We start from the raw sequence: 16,574 nt of genomic DNA, 5'->3' as shown, positions 1-16,574 counted from the left end.
GATCACGGGTTTCCGAGGCCGGCGTTGCGGGCTTGGATTATGGCGGTGGAGCGGTCGGCTACTGCGAGTTTGGTGAAGATGGTGGAGACGTTGTTGGCGACTGTTTTGGAGGCTAGGCCTAGGTGGGTGCCGATGGCGGTGTTGGAGAGGCCGGAGGCTAGGAGGTTGAGGATTTCTCGTTCTCGGGAGGTGAGGTCGGGGAAGGGGTCCGCGGCGGGGGCGGGGGGTGCGGTGAAGAAGGAGAGGACTCGGCGGGCTACGCCGGGGCCGAAGATGGCTTCGCCTGCTGCGACCGCGCGGATGGCTCGGGCGATCTCGTCCTGCTCGGCGCCTTTGACCAGGTAGCCGCGGGCGCCGGCGCGCATGGCGGCGAAGACTGAGTCATCGTCTTCGAACATGGTCAGGACCAGTACCGCGACATCGGGGGCGGTGCGGGCTAGTTCGCGGGTGGTGGCGAAGCCGTCCAGGTCGGGCATTTGTAGGTCTAGGACGGCGACGTCGGGATGGTTTGTGACGACCTCGCGGATGGCTTCGCGGCCGGTGGAGGCTACGCCGACTACCTCGATGCCGGGGAGTGAGGAGAGTAGGGCGGCGAGGCCGGCGCGGACTACTGGGTGGTCGTCTGCCAGCACCACACGGACCGCGTTCACGGCGTGGCCATGGGGAAGGTGGCGTGGACTTGGCCGCCGGTGGGCGTGGGGCCGGCTTTGAAGGTACCGCCTAGTTCGGCTGCCCGTTCGCGCATGGCTTGGAGCCCTACGCCTGGGCGCCAGGCGCCGTTCGGTGGGCCGTCGTCGGTGACCAGGACTTCCAGCGATGAGTCGCAGCGCAGGGTCAGTACGGCGGTTGTCGCTCGCGAGTGCCGCACGACATTGGTGAGCGCCTCGGTGGCGATCCGGTACGCCGCGACCTCGAGCGCGGCCGGCAACGGGGGCAGGCCGTCGGCCGAGACCTGTACCGAGACGGATGCGCCGTCTGCGCGCCAGGACATTGCGTCTGCTCGTTGTCGCAAGGCTCCAACCAATCCGAGTTCGTCCAAGGCCGGCGGGCGGAGGTCGTCGACCAGCCGCCGTACGTCGGCGATCGCGGCACGCGTGTCCGTGCGCAAAGTACTCAACAACTCTGACGCCTTGACCGCATCGACGGAGACTAGGTTGGCCGCGGCATCTGCGGTGAAAGCAACGCCGGTCAGCGTTGGACCGAGTCCATCATGCAGGTCTCGCCGCAGCCGCCGACGCTCCTCCTCGCGGGCGGCGACGAGCCTCTCCCGAGACGCCTGCAACTCCGATGACAGAGACGTCGCGTGAACAGCCACAGCAAGCGGTACTGCGACCAGCGTGAGCACATTGCGATCAGTCTGCGACAGGCCGGATTCCCCCGATCGCAGGCCGACCAGCAACGAGCCGACCGTCGTACCGCCATAGGACAAGTTCACCGGTACTACGTTTCCCGCGATCCCGGCGGATGCCAAGAGCGAGCCGTCGACGGCGACTGCGACGTACGGGAGTCGTAGCGCGGAGCGGACCGCTTCGACGACGCCGGGCATCCCGCCGGCCACGCCTGACGACAGCTCCTCGCCGACCCGTGATGCGACGCGGGCGGGGTCGCGGCGGTCGCCGTACATGGCTTGGTCAACGAGGCGTTGCAGGCGGGGGAGTACGGGTGCGATCAGGAGGGCGATGAGGACCGTGACGATCGCGGAGCGGCCGAAGCGGGTGGAGATGAAGGAGTCCGTGATGGCGACCAGGGCGGCATAGGCGCCGACGGCAAGTATCGAGAGCAGGGCCCAGGTGAGCGCGCGGGAGACGACCAGGCGGATGTCGAGCAGTTGGTGGCGGACGATCGCGACCGCGACGGCGACGGGGATGAGGGGGATGGCGAGCAGGACGAACACCGGCGTACCGGTGATCAACGCCCAGGGGGCCATCACGAGGATCATCAGCACGGTTGCTAGGAGCAACCAGAGGAGCTGACGGCGGCCGGTTTCGTCGGCGCGGCGGTAGCGGATGACGAGGCTGGCGATCGCTAGGGCGTAGGCGATCAGGCCACGGATCTCGGTTGCTGTCCACAACGGTTGCAGGCTGTCGTACGACGGGATTTGGAGGTAGCTGTTCGGGCCGCCGTCGAACAGGGCGCCGGGGCCGGTACCCATCTCGACGGCGAAGAAGGGTGCGGTGACGATGATGCCGATGGCAACGGGTCGCCAGCGGGGCGAGAGCAGGTGGCCGTTGGGGAACAGGAGCAGAGCCAGCGGGAGGAACAAGGCGATCGACCACGGCCAGGACCAGGAGATGATGGTCGCGAGCAGGCGCTGTACTTCGAGAGGTGCGGCGTTGTCGTAGAGCAGCTGGGACAGGGGAGCGCCGACCGCGGTGGTCGCGTGGCCGATGCCGTCGGCGAGGAAGAGCCAGCCGATCGGGTTGGCCGGGCGATGCCAGGCGATCACGGCGCCGCAGGTTGCGAAGGTGAGGCCCATCAGCCCGTTGGTGACCAGGAAGCTGTCCAGCGCGGTATCGAACGACCAGCCGACCACCACCGCCAGAACTACCCCGACGAGTACTTCGAGGGTGCCGAAGCTGCCCAGGACCACGGCGAGCGGTCCGCGCCAGCGCCGAGCCTCCGGCTCGCCACCGGCGCGGGAAAGGCGGTGAGGCGCGGCGGGCTGTGGGGTGGGGCTCGGGGCCGCGTCGCTGGGGGTGAGCAGGGGCGGGGGCGGGGCGGAGTTGGCGGGCGCAGACGTGCCGGGGCCCGTGTGGCGTGGGTGGTCTGGGGCTCCCGTCATGGGGTCAGTGTGCGCGTTCGTGGGTCCCGGTGTCTCGGGAATGGGTTCCCGGGAGGGGCGGGCAACCTCCTGCCGGTTGGTGAATCCACGCCCGGGCGCCGGGCCGGTCCGGCCGCGACTGTGGTGGCAACGGCCCGATCGGGTCGACCAACAGGGGAGGTTTGACGATGTCTCGGACGTTTCGGACTGGGCTGGTTTTGCTGGGGCTGTTATCGGTGGGGGATCTGGCGGGTCCGTTGCTGACGGACGGGGAGCACCCGCCGATGTCGATCGCGTTGATCGGGGCCGCGTTGGGTCTGGTCAGCCTGGTGCTGGTGGGGTTCGCCTGGCGTGGGGCTCGGCGGGCTGTGGTGCCGCTGATCGTTCTCCGGGTGTTGTCGGCGCTGAGCGCAGTACCGGCGTTTTTCGCTGGTGACGTTCCCGCGGCCGCTGTGGCTGCGGCAGCGATCATCGTCGTACTGACCGTGGCCGGCATCGCGCTCCTGCTGGTGCCCGCCCGGGAGCTGGCGGGTGTGCGATGACAACCACAGCAGCCCGTACTACGACAGTCGCGGATACCCGTGGGATCAGCCGACTGGCAGCCGCGATCGTCCTGCCGATCGGGCCGGCCGCGGTCGCAGTGCTGCGGTTCGTACTGCCCTACGACACGGTCGACGACGCCAAGACGATGGCCGCGAAGGTCATCGCCGAACCGGGACGTGGATCGGCGGTGCTGTGGTTCGGCTTCCTCGCCGTACTGACCCTGGTACCGGCCGCGTTCGCCGCAGGCAAGCTCACCCGCCGTCGTGCGCCCAAGCTGACGATCGTCGCGCTCGCCCTGCTGATCCCCGGCTATCTCGCGCTCGGCTGGCTGATCGGCGAGGACCAGCTCCTCTGGTCGGGCGCGCACGCCGGACTCGATGCCGGCAGCATCACCCGGATCGCCGAGGCGGCGCATCCGACCACCGCGATCGCCGGTGTGTTCTTCGTACTCGGGCACGTGCTCGGCACCATCCTGCTCGGTGTCGCGCTGTGGCGGTCGCAGGTGATCGCGCGTTGGGCAGCGGTCGCGGTGATCGTGTCGCAGCCGATCCACTTCGTTGCCGCGGTCATCGTTCCTAACCACACGCTCGACCTGGTCGGGTGGGGGTTGCAGGCAGTCGGGTTCGCCGCGGTGGGGTGGGCGATTCTTCAACTGCGCAACGACGAATGGGACCTGCCGGCCTTGCCCTGAAGGGCAGAGGTGTCGGACTCGTCCAGCTCATGATCGAGCTGGACGAGTCCTGTCAGACCCAGATTGCGGCCGGCCGCCCGTCAGCGAAGACTTCTGGTGGGTTGGGGAGGGAGACGGCTTCGCCTTGGGCTACTCGGAGGGCGGACCAGGCTGCGGCACCGGCGTCCAGTACGTCGTCGACGCCGACCGCCAGGCCTGCGAGACCGAGTTCGCCGGCCAGGGAGATGCCTGCAGCGGCGAGGAGGGCGCGGCGGCGTTCGGCGCCTGCCCAGGTGGACTTGCGGACGGTCAACGGTGCACCTGCGAGGTACGCGAAGCTGACTTCGGGATGGACCTCGACGACTCGCGTGGTGGCTCGGCCGATCCACTCGTCGACCTCGAAGAGCTTGGCGCGCAGTCCGTACGCCTGGATCGACAGTCCCTGGCCGGTGAGCTCGCGGTTGATCAGGACCGCCTCGCTGTGGGTCGGTGCTTGCAGGGCGGCTCGTACCGGCGTTGTGAAGACGGATGAGGAGAGCCGGCCGATCGCGGCGCGGGCGAGCAGATCCGCCTGGCGGGGCGCGGTGTCCGGCAGCCCGATCGGCATGTCGATGGCGACGACATCGAGTGGATCGAACTGCTTGACGAGTAGGTCGATGGTGGGGGCGACGAAGGCGGTGACCCCGGTGGCGGTACGGAGTACGCCGACCCAGCCCGCCTTGCAGGCGTCGACGCCGAGGACTCGGGTCACTGACTACACCCCTTGTTGCTTGAGGAAGGCAACGGATCTTGCCATCGAGGTCGGCCAGGCGGCGGCGAAGGCGTGTTCCTCGCCGGGGTAAGTGTAGAGGGTGGCCTGCTTGCCGGCCTTCTTCAACGCAGCAAGGGTTTGTGACGCCCAGACGGGTGGGCAGGTGGAGTCGGCGAGACCCTGCTGGATCAGGAGTGGTTCGGTGATGCGGTCGAAGAAGTTGACGGCTGACAGGTTGCGCCAGAAGGTCGGGTTCTTCGCGGGATCCCCATGGGCGCGGATGATCGCGGCGGCGGTCGCGGCTGCAGGGCGGGTCCAACGGTCGAAGTTTTCGACGGCGTTCGAGCTGACCGCGGCATAGACGATGGCGGCCTTGACCAGGCCGGGTTGCGCGACGAGAACGTTGTACGTGATGCCGCCGCCCATCGACCGGCCGAAGAGGCCGACCCGTTGCGCATCGACGTACGGGGACGCCTTGAGAGCGAGGACCGCGTTGATGACGTCCTCGGTGTAGCCGATCCGCAGGTTGACCTCGGACTGCGGATCCTTCGACGACTGCGCATGGTTGCGATAGTCGGTGTGCAGTACTACGTAGCCGCGGCGGGCGAGGTAGTCCTGCTCGCGCATCAGGCCGCGACCGTTGGTGTAGACGGCGGGGTCGATGTAGCCGTGGTTGAGGACCAGCGCGGGATGGCGGCCGGGGGTGGTGGGGACGTTGAGGATGCCGGAGATGCGGAGCTTGCCGCTGGCGTAGGTGACGAAGTACCGGGTGTAGGCGTCGGTACGGGTGATGACGCGGCCGAGGCGGAGGTCCCGGCCGTCGTACTTCTTCGCCATCAGCGCCTGGAGCGAGACCGGGTCCGGGGGAGTGCTGCTCGTTGCCGCGCTTGGAGTGGGTGCGCTCGGGGTGGGCGTGGTTGGTGTGGCCGTGCTGGCAGGCGGTGGAGTGGGCGTCGGGTCGGCCGTCGGGGTCGACGAGCAGCCGACCGCCGCGGACAGCACCAGAGCGACGAAACCCAGCCACGGCAGCTTCATATCCCAATAGTGCAGGCCGAACCCAAGCACCCTCGACGTATGGCGCATGCAGGTTGTAGGCTCATGCAATAAATGCACGGGCATGGAGTTGATGATGACGGAGAGCTTTCTGTTTCTGCTGGGGAGTACTCGGCCGGGTGGCAACACCGAGGCGCTGGCGAGGCTGGCTGCCGCCGGGCTGGCGCCTGAGGTCGAGCAGAAGTGGGTGCGGCTGACGGAGTCGCCGCTGGAGCCGTTCCGCGATGTGCGGCACGAGGGTGCCGGGGTCTATCCCGAGCCGACCGGCAATGAGCGCGAGTTGCTCGACGCGACGCTGGCGGCGACGGATCTGGTGATCGCGAGTCCGCTGTACTGGTACTCGGTCTCGACGAGCGTGAAGCACTACCTGGACTACTGGACGGCGTGGATGCGCGTTCCCGGAGCGGACTTCCTCGACCGGATGCGCGGCAAGACTCTCTGGGCCGTCACGGCGCACACCGCGGACGATCCGAGCCAGGTCGAGCCGCTGCTCGGCACGCTACGTCTCAGCGCCGACTACCTCGGGATGCGCTGGGGCGGCCAGCTCCTTGCCTATGGCAACCGCCCGGGCGAGGCTCTCGAAGGCGACGGAGTGCGAGCTGATGCCCGACAACTCTTCGCCCAGAGAGCGCTCACCGCGGGCTGAGCACCCGGTACGCCGGTACGACGAGGAGCGGTCGTCAGGCGAGGTCGTGGCGGAGAAGGACTGTGCGGTTGTCGAAGGTACGGGTGTCGCTGAGTCGGAGGTTCAGCCGCTCGGCCACCGGGTGGTAGACGGGCTTGCCGCCGCCCAGTACGACGGGGTGGACGATCACGTGGTACTCGTCCAGCAGCCCGCGTTCGGTCAGCGCGGCCGCGACGCTGGCGCTGCCGGTGAGCAGGATGTCCTTGCCGGGCAGCTCCTTGATCCCGCGCAGCTGCTCGACGTCATGGATCACCTCGGCGCCGTGGGGAGCGCTCTCCAGGGTCCGCGACAGGACGAGCTTCGAGGTCTTGGCCCAGACCGGGGCGAACTCGATCGAGTGCTGGTCGTCCGGGTTGATCGACAACGCGTGCGGCCAGTAGGACGCCATCATTTCCCAGACGGTCCGTCCGTACAGGAAGGTGTCGGCACGCTGCGCGAGGCTCATCGAGTAGGCGCCGAGCTCCGGTCTGAGCACCGGCCAGTCGAACTCGCCGTTCGGCCCCTCGATGAAGCCGTCGAGCGACTGGTGGACGTAGTACATGATCTTCCGCATGTTCCGCTCCTTTGATCTGCTGTCGGCCACTGGTCGGAGCCGCCCGGCGGCTTCTGACATCGGTAGGGGTTGACTATGCCTGGGGCGAGGCGGAGGGTCGGGGGGAACGGGGATGTCAGGGGGAGGTCTGGCAGCCGTCCGTGAATTCGATGCTCTCTGGGGTGGGACTTCTCGCATTGCGTTCGTTGGTGGCTCGCCGGTCTGGTCGGCGCTGCGGCGACGCGCGCCGGTCGACAACGTGGGAAAGCCCGCTGGACCGTGGAGGAGTCATGGGCGAGTACACGATCGAAGACTTGAAGGAGCGCACCAGAGGTCCCGTCATCACCGATGCGGACGAGGGCTACGACGAGGCGCGCAAGGTCCACAACGCGATGATCGACAAGCACCCGCGGGTCATCGTGCGATGCGAGAACGCGGGCGACGTGATGGCGACCGTCGGGTTCGCCGCGGCCAACGGCCTGGACCTGGCGGTCCGTGGCGGCTCACACAGCGTGCCTGGCTTCGGTACCGTCGACGACGGCGTGGTGGCCGACCTGAGCCCGATGCGCAACGTCCGGGTCGACCCGGTCACCCGTACTGCGCGTGCCGGCGGCGGCGCGACCTGGGGCGACTTCAATGCGGCGACCCACGCCTTCGGGCTGGCGACCACTGGCGGCATCATCTCGACCACGGGTGTCGGCGGCCTGACGCTTGGTGGCGGCATCGGGTACCTGGCGCGTGGTCTGGGGTTGTCCTGCGACAACCTGATCTCGGCCGACGTGGTCACCGCGGACGGCCGGTTCCTGACAGCCAGCGAGAAGGAGCACGAGGACCTCTTCTGGGCGCTGCGGGGTGGTGGCGGCAACTTCGGCGTCGTCACCGCGCTGGAGTTCCGGCTGGCTCAGGTGGAGACCGTCTACGGCGGTCCGATGCTGTTCGAGATGTCCGACGGAGCAGCTGTGCTGGCAGGGTTCAGGGACCTCATCAAGGACGCTCCGGAGCAGCTAGGTGGCTTCCCTGCGTTCCAGCTAGCGCCACCGCTGCCCTTCATCCCGGAGGACCGGCACGGCGAGGCATTCACGCTCATAGTGGCTTGCTGGGCAGGCGATCCCGCGCAAGGTGAGCAGGAGGTCGACAAGTTCCGGCAGTTCGCTCCGGTCGTCGCGGAGCACGTAGGGCCGATGCCGTACCCAGCGCTGAACACTGCCTTCGACGGGCTCGTACCGCCGGGTCTGCAGCACTACTGGAAGGCCAACTTCGTCACTGAGCTCACTGACGAAGCCATCCAGGCCCACCTGCAGCATGCACCCGGTCTGCCGGCAGTGAACTCCACAGTGCACATCTACCCGATCGACGGCGCCTGCCACCGAGTACCGGCGGATGCGACCGCCTTCGCCTACCGGGAGGCCAACTTCGCGACAGTGATCGCGGGCATGTGGCCGGACCCGGCGCAGAACGACGCAGGGGTCGAGTGGGTGCGCAACTACTACGACGCGGTCTCGCCGCTGTCGGAGTCCGGCGGCTACATCAACTTCATGGCCGGGGACGACCAGGCCCGGATCGCTGACAACTACAAGGGCAACTACGAGCGGCTGGTGGAGGTGAAACGCAAGTACGACCCGAACAACCTCTTCCACCTCAACCAGAACATCGCTCCCTAGCCTGTACTACGTTGCGCGGCGCCCCGGTCGGTAGTGGTGGGTGCCGCGCTGCGCCAGCGCATGGCGTGGGCATTTCCGACCCGGGTGAAGGTCGCGCCGGGGAAGACGGCTGAGTAGATCTCCTCGAACTGCTGGCGGCTCAAGTACCGATCACTGACCCGGTGGTCGAGCCAGTCGCCGGTGGACAGCTTGAAGATCTCGCAGGCCTCGGCGCGGCCACGGCGTACCAGGTTGCGGGCTAGTCGGCGGAGGTCTCCGCCGAACAGCCACCAGCGTGGGTTGGCCGCGCGTGGGGATACGACGTCCACTAGTACGGCCTGCCCGCCTGGAGCCAGCAGGCTCTTGATGTGGGCCAGTGCTGCAGGGAGGTCGGGTACGTGGTGCAGGGTGGCTGAGCTGACGATGAAGTCGTAGCTGCCTTCGACGTCGAGGACTCCGGACTCCAGGTAGCAGATGTTGGGTCGGGAGCGCTTCCTGCGGGCCAGCCGGATCATCGCTGCGGACAGGTCGACGGCATCGACCTGCTCGAAGTGATCGGCCAGCAGTACTGCGTGCCGCCCGGCGCCGCAGCCCAGGTCGAGTGCCCGGCCGGCCCGCTGGTCAGGCGGGTCAGCCGGGAGCACCGATGGCAGCCATTCGTCGACCGGGTCGTTGTTCAGCTCGCCCAGGCGGTCGTACTCCGCGGCCAGCCGATCGAACGACTGGGCCTCTTCCCACGAGATCATCTGCCGCCTCCGCCTGCTCATGTCCATTGGACGACAGGAGCGGGGCGGATGGTTCGCTATTGCATCAACATGCAGAGCCGGTGCATCAAGCTGCAAAGCCGGTCAGATGGTCAGCAGGCGCTCGAAGAAGGCGCGGTAGCGCTGGAGGGCGGAGCGGAGGGCCTCGGTGTCGGGCTCGCCGTTCGACCACTGGCCTTCGAGCGTGCGGTGCTGCTCGTCGAAGGTGGTGGAGAGACGGTCGAGGACGTCGCCGACCAGCTTGTCGGCGTCGGTCACCGCGGACCTCGGGTCGTCGACGAAGCCTTGCTGGATGACGTCCCAGCGGGCCTTGAAGTCCACGCCTTCCGAGGTGGGGACCAGGGGCTCGTCGGCGCTCGGGGTGGTCGCCTCGACGTTCCTGGCGGTCGGGGTGGCGTCGGCGTCCGCGGGGTACGCCGAGTCGTCCGTCGTGTAGGCCGTCTCGTCGGTGGCGGCGAGGGGCTGGTCCGTGGCGGCAAGCGGCTGGTCTGTGGCGTGCGGCGGCGCCTGGTCGTCGCCGACCTGGTCTACGGAGTACTCGGGGCGCTGGGCGTCCGGAGTACCGGAGTAGTTGGCGTCCGGGGTACCGGCGTACTCGGCGTCCGGAGTGCCGGAGTAGTCCGGGCGGTCGGCGTCCGTAGTACCGAAGTCTGCAGTCGGTGCCGGGTGTCCGGGCTCCGTGCTGCGCGGGTCGACGTCGAAGGGCGGGGTGGTGTCTGCGTCACGGGCGCCGGCGCTCGGGTAAGGGGCGGTGGCGGGGTCCAGGGGATCGTTGGTCATGAGTGCTGCTCCTTGGTGTCGGTGTGGCCGTTCAGGTCGGCGGGGTTCTCGAGCAGGACGACTACCAGGCGGCGGTACGCGGTCACTGCCTGCCGCAGGTCTTCCGTGTCGACAGGGCCCTGGGTCTGGGCGACAGCGATGCTGTGTGCCTGGCGGTAGTTCTGCGCGACCTCCGGGTGGTCCACGGAGATGTCGTCGGCGCGCTGGTCGAAGTCGTCGACCGGGTAGCCGGCTTCGCGCATCATGCGCAGTACCAGCCGGTCTGCTTGCGCGACGGCGTCACCAGGCGCGTCCACGAAGTCCTTCTGCAGTCCACTCCACTCTGCGCGGTACCGCTCGGCAGACTCGCCACTGAGCGGGTGCACGTCGAGCTTGGCCCGGCGCTGCTCCCGGCCGCGCAGATCGCGCAACGCCTCCTTGCGGTCGCCCGACTGCTCGAGCGTGCGTTCGTACTCCGGTCCGAAGCGCTCTTGGAGCTGCTCGGTCCGTCGTCGCTGGTAGGTGTACAGGGCCGCCGCGGCGACGAGTACCACCAGGACGATGACGATGATGGTGATGACGGTTCCCATCAGTTCTCAAGTCCCTTCTGAGTAAGTCACTTCGGTGCCCGATCCCGGAACGACGAAACGCCCGGCCCCCCGCGGGGGTCCGGGCGTTCGCGCGGTACGTCAGGCTTTCGGCGCCAGCTTGTGGACGACGATGCCGGACTTGAAGGTGGTGGTGCCGAGCAGCTCGAGGTGGTTGATGCCGACCTTCGACTCCGCGAAGAGCTGGTCACCGTCGGCGAGTACCGGGAAGACCCAGAAGTGGTACTCGTCGACCAGCTTGTGCTCGAGCAGCGTCTGCGAGAACGAGCCGGTACCGAACTTGATCAGGTCGCCGCCGTCGGTCTCCTTCAGCTTCCGGACCGCCTCGGCCGCATCGCCTTCGAGCAGTTCGGCGTTCCAGGTGGTGTCGGTCAGCGTCCGGGACGCGACGTACTTCGGCAGGTTGTTGAACATGTCGGCCATCTCGCCGTCGCGCTGCGACCAGGCCTCGGCGAAGCCTTCGTAGGTGACCCGGCCGAGCAGCAGGGCCTCGGCGTTCTCCATCAGCTTCGCGGAGTAGCCGAAGTGGTCCTCGTCCCAGTACGGCGGGCTCCAGTTCTGCGGGTCGGAGATGCTGCCGTTGAGGGTGACGAAGGTGGACTCGATGATCTTGCGCATGGTCTTGCCTTTCTCTGTTGCGTGGTTTCAGGGTTGGTAGGGCTGCTTGATGCGGGCGGCCCGGAGTGCGTTGGCCCACCAGACGAGCTGGTCGAGCGTGTTCTTGGCGGTGGCGTCGTAGCCGGAGCCGGGGCGGGGCCAGCTGCCGTCTGCGGCGAACTGCTCCCAGTAGCAGGGCAGGGTGACGGTGTTGCGGATCGCTACTGCCTGCAGCTCGGTGAAGACCTGCCGTAGTTGCGCAGCGGCTAGCAGGCCTCCGGTCTCGCGGCCGTAGGCCACGATGGCGACCGGCTTGGCGTGCCACTCCTCGTAGTACCAGTCCAGTGCGGTCTTCAGCGGCGCCGGGAAGCTGCTGTTGTACTCCGGCGTCACCACAGCGAACGCATCCGCGGCAGCGAGCCGTGGAGCCAGTACTGCGACCGCGGCGGGCGTGGGCTCGTCGGTGTCGGGCAGTGTCTGGGGGAGGTTCGCAGTGGCCAGGTCTACGACGTCTATGTCGAGGTCGGCGCGCTTGGCCGCCTGCTGGGCGAACCAGTCGGCCACTGTCGGCCCGAACCGCCCGTGGCGGGTACTGCCGATGATCACTGCGAGTCGTAGGTTCATGCCTGCTCACCTCCTCCTGCCGTCCGTTGCTGTTGAGGAAGACTCTGCCTGAGGGGGTTTACGGTTTCTTTCCGGTCTGTTGGCGCCCCGCCGGAATAGAGTGCGCCTCATGCGTTTCGGGGTGCTCGGACCGGTGACGGCCTGGACGGACAGTGGCGAGCCGGTCACCGTCCCGGGCCTGAAGGTGCGTGCGCTGTTGGCTGACCTGCTCGTGCACGAGGGGCGGCCGGTACCTGCGGACCGCTTGATCGACGACCTCTGGGGCGAGGACCTGCCGGGCAACCCGGCCGGGACGCTCTCCGCGAAGGTGTCCCAGCTCCGCCGAGCCTTCGAGGACGCGGAGCCGGGTAGCCGCGCACTGGTCGTCTCCGGGCCCGCTGGGTACTCGCTGAAGGTCGACAGCGGCTCGTACGACGCACTGGGCTTTGCTGCGCATCTTGAGCGCGGCAGGCTCGAGGAGGCGCTCGCGCTGTGGCGTGGACCGGCGTACGCGGACTTCGCGGACGAGGCGTTCGTGGAGACCGCTGTGGCGCGGCTGAGCGAGCAGCGGCTGACAGCTACGGAGGACTACTTCGAAGCGCGGCTGGCGCGGGGCGATCACAACGCACTCATCGGTGAAGTGGCTGACGTCCTGTCGGAGCACCCGCTGCGGGAGCGACTCCGTGCAGTGCATCTGAAGGCGCTGTACCGCGCCGGCCGGCAGAGCGAGGCGCTGGAGAGCTACGAGCAGCTGCGGACGCTGCTAGCCGACGAGCTCGGCCTGGACCCGACTCCTGAGCTGGCCGAGCTGCAGCAGTCGATCCTGACCCAGGAGCTGCCCCAGGCCAGGCGCCGGAGCAACCTACCGGCAGCCGTGACCGAGCTGGTCGGCCGCACAGAGGCAGTCACCGACATCCAGAGCCGCCTGTACTCCGATCGGCTGGTCACGCTGACCGGTCCTGGGGGAGTGGGCAAGACCCGGCTGGCGCTCGCCGCAGCCGATGGGCTCGCCTTCCCCGATGGGGTGGTGCTCGTGGAGTTGGCGGCCGTCGCTCCTGATGCGCTGGACGTGCGCGGGTCGCTGGCGGACGCAGTACAGGCTGCGCTGGATCTGCGGGACTCGGCTGGGACCGGGGGACTGGTTGCTGCGCTGGCGTCGTTGGAGCTGCTTTTGGTGCTGGACAACTGTGAGCACGTGGTGGAGGCCGCTGCGGCGCTGGTCGACGAATTGCTGGCTGCTGCACCAGGGTTGCGCGTGCTGGCGACCAGTCGGGAGCCGCTGGGGCTCAGGGGGGAGGCGGTGTGGAGTGTGCCGCCCCTAGAGGTGCCTGCTCCGGCTGCTGAGCTGTCTGAGCTTCATGGGTCGGCTGCCGTGCAGTTGTTCGTGGCTAGGGCTGCTGCGGCGGATCGTGGGTTCTCCTTGGATGAGGAGTCGGCTGCTGCGGTGTCTGTGCTCTGCCGGCGGCTCGACGGGATCCCGTTGGCGTTGGAGCTGGCCGCTACGCGGGTGCGGGCGCTGGGAGTACAGGGGTTGGTGGCTCGGCTGGATGATCGGTTCCGGTTGCTTGCTACTGGGCATCGGGGTGCTGCGCCTCGGCAGCAGACGTTGATGGCGATGATCGACTGGAGCTGGGATCTGCTGTCTGGCCCGGAGCAGACAGTGCTGCGGCGGCTCGCAGTACAGACAGATGGCTGTACTGCGGAAGCGGCCGAGCAGGTGTGTTCTGAGGACGGGGTCGATGTCCTGGACGTGCTGATGCGGCTGGTCGACCGGTCGCTGGTTGTGTCGGTGCATGGGGTGGACGAGCCGCGGTACCGGCTGCTGGAGTCGGTGGCGGCCTACTGCGTGGACAAGCTCCGTGCAGCTGATGAGCTGGAGGCAGTGCGGCAGCGGCATCGCTTGTACTACACGGAGTTTGCTGAGACGGCTCGTGACTATCTGACCGGGCCTTCGCAGAGTAGATGGCTGCAGCGGCTAGATGACGAGGCCGGCAACCTGCGGAGCGCTTTCGACGGTGCTGTGGGTGATGGCGACCTGTTGCTGGCTGAGCGGCTCGCGGATGCGCTTGCTTGGTACTGGTTCCTTCGCGGGCGGTTTGCTGAGGCCCGGCGGTCCCTGGAGGCTCTACCGTCGTCGCCGAAGGCCACTGCTTGGCTTGCTGGGTTTATGTATGCCCAGGGGGACGTCGGTGCGGCTGTTGTGCGGGAGTGGGTCCGGGATGCTGGTCCGCGGGCAGAATGGTGGATTGCCTTTACTGCAAGCGATTCCGGCGACCTTGCTGCCTGCCTGGCGATGCTGGAGCATGCGCTGGCTGCCTTCGAGGCTGCCGGGGATCAGTGGGGCATCGCGGCAGTGTTGGTGGCTCGGGCGAAGCATGCGCATGTCCGTACCGACCTGAAGGCACTGGAGAGCGATGCTGCTGAGAGTGCTCGGCTGTTCCGGCTAGTGGGTGACCACTGGGGTCTGCTGCAGGCCACTGGTTGGCTTGGGGCTCTGGCGGAGCTGAACGGCGACTTCGACGAGGCTGCGCGGCTGCACGCCGAGGGGCTCGAGATGGCTGAGTCGCTCGACCTCTGGCCGGAGGTGGCGGGGGAGCTGGGGTGGCTCGGATGGACTGCGCTGCGGCAGGGGTCGTATGCCGAGGCAGAGGCCTATGGCGAGCGGGCGTTGCGGTTGGCGACAGAGCAGGGGCACCGGTCGACCCAGGTGTTGGCGGAGCTCGTACTCGGGTTCGGGGCTCGTCGCTCGGGTGACTTGGAGGTGGCTGAGCAGCGGTTGCAGGCGATGCTCGATGCGGTGCGTAAGCAGGACGAGCCGGTGCTGTACCTGTCGGTTCTGCTGGTGGAGCTTGGGTACGCGCTAGAGCAGCGCGGTTCGTTGATGCGCGCTCGTGAACTACATGCGGAGGCGTTCCGGGTCTCGCAGGAGTTCGAGTCGCGGCGGGGGATGTGCTGGAGCTTGGAGGGCCTTGCGGCATGCGTCGATGACAAGGCGCTGGCTGCTCGACTGTTGGGGGTTGCGGCGACGGTACGGGCTGCGGAGGGATATGTGGGTACTGCGGCCGAGCAGGCTGACATCGACCGGGCTGCGGGTGCTGCTCGGGCAGTACTTGGTGCGGACGGGTTCGATACGCAGTACAGGGCAGGTAGCCGGTTGGAGCTGGAAGAGGCGTTCTCAGAGGTAGAGGTCGCCGGCTAGGTACTTGAGGCCGGTGTCGGCGGCTACGGTCACGACTGCCTGGTCTGGCTCCAGCTCTGACGCCAATTGGATCGCTCCGAGGACGTTGAGCGCGGACGAAGTACCGGCGAAGACGCCTTCCCTGCGCGACAGGTCCTTCACCAGTTCGCGGGCCTCAGACTCCTCTACTGCTCTGGCCTCGTCGTAGGCGCCTTCTCTGAGCAGGGGTGGGACGGTGCCGGTCGCAGTGCCTTCGACACGGTGTGAGCCGCCGAAGCCCTTTGTGAGAGCGGGAGAGCTTGCCGGCTCCAGTGCGACTATGCGGTTGAGGTGTGGGCGGATGGTCCGTGCCACGCCGACCAGCATGCCGCCGGTGCCGACGGCTGCGCAGAAGGTGTGCAGCGCAGTACCGGCCGTCTGGTCGAGGATCTCCTGGCCTAGGACCGCATAGCCGTCCAGGGCGTCCTCGTTGTTGAACTGGTCCGTCCAGAAGGCGTTGTCGCGTGCGACGATCTGGTCGACCTCGTGGCGCATCCGGACGAACAGGTCGGGAGTGATCCGGCCCTGGTCGCTAGGGACCACTACTAGGTCGGCACCGAACGCCTGCATGGTCCGGAGCTTCTCCGGCGAGAAGGCGTCCGACGAGACGACTGACAGCGGATAACCCTTCACTGCACAGATGAAGGCGAGCGAAGAGCCGGTACTCCCGCCAGTGAACTCCACTACGCGCTGGCCCGGCTGCAGTTCGTTGCGGCGCTCGGCTCCCTCGATCATCGCCAGGGCCATCCGGTCCTTGTAGCTGCCGGTCGGGTTGCCGCCCTCCAGCTTGACCAGGACCTGTGCTGAGTTGTCCGGCACTATGCGCTGCAGTCGGACCAGTGGGGTGTTGCCGATCGCCTGGAGCGCACTGGTGAGGATCATCCGGCTAGTCTGCGAACACGGCGGGTGCGTCGGCAATGACTCGGCTGAGAGTCTTGGCGAACCTGTCGCGTTCGGTGGCGGGGAGCTGGGCGAGCAGCTTCTCCAGACGCTCGGTGAGCTCGTCGTTGAAGCGGTGGAGGGCCTTAGAGCCTTCCGGGGTCAGCGTGACGTTGACCGCGCGACGGTCGTGGGGATCGTTCTCGCGGGCGACCAGGCCGCGTTGCTGGGCGCGGTCGACCAATCCGGTCAGGCTGGAGCGCTCGAGGCAGAGCATGCCGGACAGCTCGGCCATCCCGATCGAACGGTCCGCCAGGGAACACAGCATCTGCGCCTGGGCCGCGGTGAGATCACAGTCGCGGCCGACCTCGGCGTACAGGTTCTGCACGAGGAACGTCAACCGGACCAGCCCGTTGGCGGCGCCCGGGGTCTCCTTCACGGCGGCTCCCCACTTGTGATTGTTCGTGGCACGAAGTAATTTGTTCGTCGGGTCAATATTACGTGGCACGAAC

17 protein-coding genes are annotated in these 16,574 nt (G+C 67.7%); 5 read left to right on the top strand and 12 right to left on the bottom strand.

The genetic code is table 11. The features are described 5' to 3' along the window. Positions 1–2: 2 nt before the first annotated feature. Together OHA70_RS36830 and OHA70_RS36825 are read right to left on the bottom strand one after the other, a co-directional pair. Positions 3–650: a response regulator transcription factor gene (locus OHA70_RS36830; protein WP_328325960.1), complete on the bottom strand. Its 648-nt coding sequence runs from the start codon at positions 648–650 to the stop codon at positions 3–5. After that, positions 647–2,782 (bottom strand): sensor histidine kinase, encoded by a 2,136-nt coding sequence (locus OHA70_RS36825; protein ID WP_328325958.1) that lies wholly within the window; start codon positions 2,780–2,782, stop codon positions 647–649. Before OHA70_RS36825 ends, OHA70_RS36830 begins: the two co-directional genes overlap by 4 nt. Positions 2,783–2,949: 167 nt before the next feature. Between OHA70_RS36825 and OHA70_RS36820 the strand changes: the two genes are divergently transcribed. Together OHA70_RS36820 and OHA70_RS36815 are read left to right on the top strand one after the other, a co-directional pair. Then, positions 2,950–3,303 carry a hypothetical protein gene (locus tag OHA70_RS36820; protein ID WP_328325956.1) on the top strand — a complete coding sequence of 118 codons (354 nt, stop codon included), beginning with the start codon at positions 2,950–2,952 and terminating at the stop codon, positions 3,301–3,303. Continuing rightward, positions 3,300–3,995, top strand: a complete 696-nt coding sequence (locus tag OHA70_RS36815) for a hypothetical protein (protein WP_328325954.1) — start codon at positions 3,300–3,302, stop codon at positions 3,993–3,995. Before OHA70_RS36820 ends, OHA70_RS36815 begins: the two co-directional genes overlap by 4 nt. A gap of 52 nt (positions 3,996–4,047) precedes the next feature. On the opposite strand, the gene OHA70_RS36810 is transcribed toward OHA70_RS36815, so the two are convergent. After that, the gene (locus OHA70_RS36810; protein ID WP_328325952.1) at positions 4,048–4,725 is read right to left on the bottom strand and encodes a DUF429 domain-containing protein; all 678 of its coding nucleotides are present in this window, start codon (positions 4,723–4,725) and stop codon (positions 4,048–4,050) included. Positions 4,726–4,728: 3 nt separating this feature from the next. Next, complete coding sequence (locus tag OHA70_RS36805) at positions 4,729–5,760, bottom strand: alpha/beta hydrolase family protein (RefSeq protein WP_328325950.1); 1,032 nt, start codon at positions 5,758–5,760, stop codon at positions 4,729–4,731. A 94-nt stretch (positions 5,761–5,854) separates the two neighbouring features. Here OHA70_RS36805 and OHA70_RS36800 point away from each other — a divergent pair, with 94 nt between their 5' ends. Beyond that, the gene (locus OHA70_RS36800; RefSeq protein ID WP_328325948.1) at positions 5,855–6,424 is read left to right on the top strand and encodes a flavodoxin family protein; all 570 of its coding nucleotides are present in this window, start codon (positions 5,855–5,857) and stop codon (positions 6,422–6,424) included. Between the two features lie 34 nt (positions 6,425–6,458). Here the strand turns inward: OHA70_RS36800 and OHA70_RS36795 are convergent, their stop codons facing one another. Continuing rightward, the gene (locus OHA70_RS36795) at positions 6,459–7,016 is read right to left on the bottom strand and encodes a dihydrofolate reductase family protein (RefSeq protein WP_328325946.1); all 558 of its coding nucleotides are present in this window, start codon (positions 7,014–7,016) and stop codon (positions 6,459–6,461) included. A gap of 269 nt (positions 7,017–7,285) precedes the next feature. Between OHA70_RS36795 and OHA70_RS36790 the strand changes: the two genes are divergently transcribed. Then, the gene (locus OHA70_RS36790; RefSeq protein ID WP_328325944.1) at positions 7,286–8,656 is read left to right on the top strand and encodes an FAD-binding oxidoreductase; all 1,371 of its coding nucleotides are present in this window, start codon (positions 7,286–7,288) and stop codon (positions 8,654–8,656) included. Here the strand turns inward: OHA70_RS36790 and OHA70_RS36785 are convergent. From OHA70_RS36785 to OHA70_RS36765, 5 genes are all read right to left on the bottom strand, one after another. After that, on the bottom strand, positions 8,653–9,381 hold the full coding sequence (locus OHA70_RS36785; RefSeq protein ID WP_328325942.1) for a class I SAM-dependent methyltransferase: 729 nt from the start codon (positions 9,379–9,381) through the stop codon (positions 8,653–8,655). The two genes, OHA70_RS36790 and OHA70_RS36785, sit on opposite strands and share 4 nt — an antisense overlap. A gap of 102 nt (positions 9,382–9,483) precedes the next feature. Then, positions 9,484–10,179 carry a hypothetical protein gene (locus tag OHA70_RS36780; protein WP_328325940.1) on the bottom strand — a complete coding sequence of 232 codons (696 nt, stop codon included), beginning with the start codon at positions 10,177–10,179 and terminating at the stop codon, positions 9,484–9,486. Beyond that, complete coding sequence (locus OHA70_RS36775; RefSeq protein ID WP_328325938.1) at positions 10,176–10,748, bottom strand: hypothetical protein; 573 nt, start codon at positions 10,746–10,748, stop codon at positions 10,176–10,178. Before OHA70_RS36775 ends, OHA70_RS36780 begins: the two co-directional genes overlap by 4 nt. Positions 10,749–10,847: 99 nt before the next feature. Then, positions 10,848–11,384, bottom strand: coding sequence for a dihydrofolate reductase family protein (locus OHA70_RS36770; RefSeq protein WP_328325936.1), 537 nt, complete (start codon positions 11,382–11,384; stop codon positions 10,848–10,850). Between the two features lie 27 nt (positions 11,385–11,411). Beyond that, positions 11,412–11,987, bottom strand: a complete 576-nt coding sequence (locus tag OHA70_RS36765; RefSeq protein ID WP_328325934.1) for an NADPH-dependent FMN reductase — start codon at positions 11,985–11,987, stop codon at positions 11,412–11,414. Between the two features lie 109 nt (positions 11,988–12,096). Between OHA70_RS36765 and OHA70_RS36760 the strand changes: the two genes are divergently transcribed. Continuing rightward, on the top strand, positions 12,097–15,165 hold the full coding sequence (locus tag OHA70_RS36760; RefSeq protein WP_328325932.1) for a BTAD domain-containing putative transcriptional regulator: 3,069 nt from the start codon (positions 12,097–12,099) through the stop codon (positions 15,163–15,165). On the opposite strand, the gene OHA70_RS36755 is transcribed toward OHA70_RS36760, so the two are convergent. Both OHA70_RS36755 and OHA70_RS36750 read right to left on the bottom strand, forming a co-directional pair. Beyond that, complete coding sequence (locus tag OHA70_RS36755; protein WP_328325930.1) at positions 15,142–16,065, bottom strand: PLP-dependent cysteine synthase family protein; 924 nt, start codon at positions 16,063–16,065, stop codon at positions 15,142–15,144. The two genes, OHA70_RS36760 and OHA70_RS36755, sit on opposite strands and share 24 nt — an antisense overlap. 4 nt (positions 16,066–16,069) lie before the next feature. Beyond that, positions 16,070–16,501 (bottom strand): MarR family winged helix-turn-helix transcriptional regulator, encoded by a 432-nt coding sequence (locus tag OHA70_RS36750; protein WP_328325928.1) that lies wholly within the window; start codon positions 16,499–16,501, stop codon positions 16,070–16,072. Positions 16,502–16,574 lie beyond the last annotated feature (73 nt).

It is taken from the genome of Kribbella sp. NBC_00382 (assembly GCF_036067295.1).
Classification (GTDB): Bacteria; Actinomycetota; Actinomycetes; order Propionibacteriales; family Kribbellaceae; genus Kribbella.
Note: the sequence above shows the minus strand (reverse complement) of the source record. Positions and strands in the feature narration are given on the sequence as shown.